This is a genomic window from Synechococcus lacustris str. Tous, from assembly GCF_003011125.1.
Classification (GTDB): Bacteria; Cyanobacteriota; Cyanobacteriia; order PCC-6307; family Cyanobiaceae; genus Synechococcus_D; species Synechococcus_D lacustris.
In genome coordinates, this window is record NZ_PXVC01000194.1 from 1 (window position 1) to 1,267 (window position 1,267).

1 protein-coding gene is annotated in these 1,267 nt (G+C 51.7%); it reads right to left on the reverse strand.

Going from position 1 to position 1,267, the window contains the following annotated elements:
• Positions 1–247: 247 nt before the first annotated feature.
• A partial coding sequence (locus tag C7K08_RS14230) for a hypothetical protein (protein ID WP_106501149.1) occupies positions 248–1,267 on the reverse strand: 1,020 nt, incomplete at its 5' end.

Here is a 1,267-nt window from a genome sequence, read left to right on the forward strand (position 1 = left end):
CTCTTTTCAGAAACGGACTGGGTGAATATGGCTAAGAATTAGACAAACAATAATATACGCTGGCCAGATAATAAATCGTCCACTAACCATTGACAGGGGAAATTCGCGTATTCGTTTATACAAACCAAGTGGTTTCTGCGGAGAAACTAATGCTAATTATTTGCAAAACTTTCTTATCTATGAAAATCGATAAAAGCGGATGAGGATTGATGTTTGCCGTGAGGCGTATCGATTTTGCACATATTTTTTAAGTTAAAAACTTAAGCAGATAGCGGGCCGCCTCAATTTCACCGCCTGGGGCTAAGGGCCCCTTGGCTGGGGGAATTAGGGGCTCATCGAGCTGCCATTCCCCCTTAAGAAAGCTTCCACGGCTCAAGCAACGGTGCCATCCATGGTTTCGAAGCCCCTCCAACAACACCTCTGCCTCTGCAAAACCCTGCCGCTCAACCGCGATAACGCCAATCCCCTGGCCCAAAGCCTCGCAAAAAGTGCTGTAGCCAGGTTTTGTAATCACCACACCGCAAATCGGCAGCAAATCAAGGGGGCGCAGATCATTGGGCAACAACTTGGCATTAGGTGCCAGCGCTAATTCGGGCTCAGCCACAAAAAACCCCCAATCGGGCCAGCGCTGCAGCAACTTCCTATCCAAGGGAAAACCCATYCCCCCAAAACTGAGCATTGCCGTTYTCTGCTTGGCAAAATYCCARCCGATGCTTWGGCGCAGTTCATCCGGGCTAAGCCTTGGCACTCCAGCACTCAAACCGATTTGGCAYYTAGGCAATTCCCAATCCATTTCAAGGCAAAAAGGACACTCCAAYAGGGCTGTGCCGCGCCGATAAAGGCCATTGCAGCGWTTTGCCCAAGCAACTAGCTCACCCCCCAACTCTTGATAAATCGCATCCCARCCAAAATTCGCTTGCCACACCAAGGGCAAAGCCAAACGCTCCGCTAACAGCACCGCCGCAGGGGCCACATCGGCAAGCACCACAGCTTTTTCACCTGGTAAAAGCATGGCTGAAATGGCTTGCGCCTCCAGTTCAACTTGGTTTGCAAGCAACGGCTCCAATGCCTCAAGGGCCTGCAGGGTTGCGGCGGGATCGCTGCCAAGGGCATCTGCCTGAACTACACCAACATCCCAGCAACAGTTGCGTTGTTGATGGGGAATGGCCGCAAATGCCTGCTTTAGAAATGCTTTGGGCAGCGGCGTTGAAAGCAGAAAACGGCATTGGGGTTCAAGCCGATGCAGAGCGCCCAAGAGGGCGGCAAC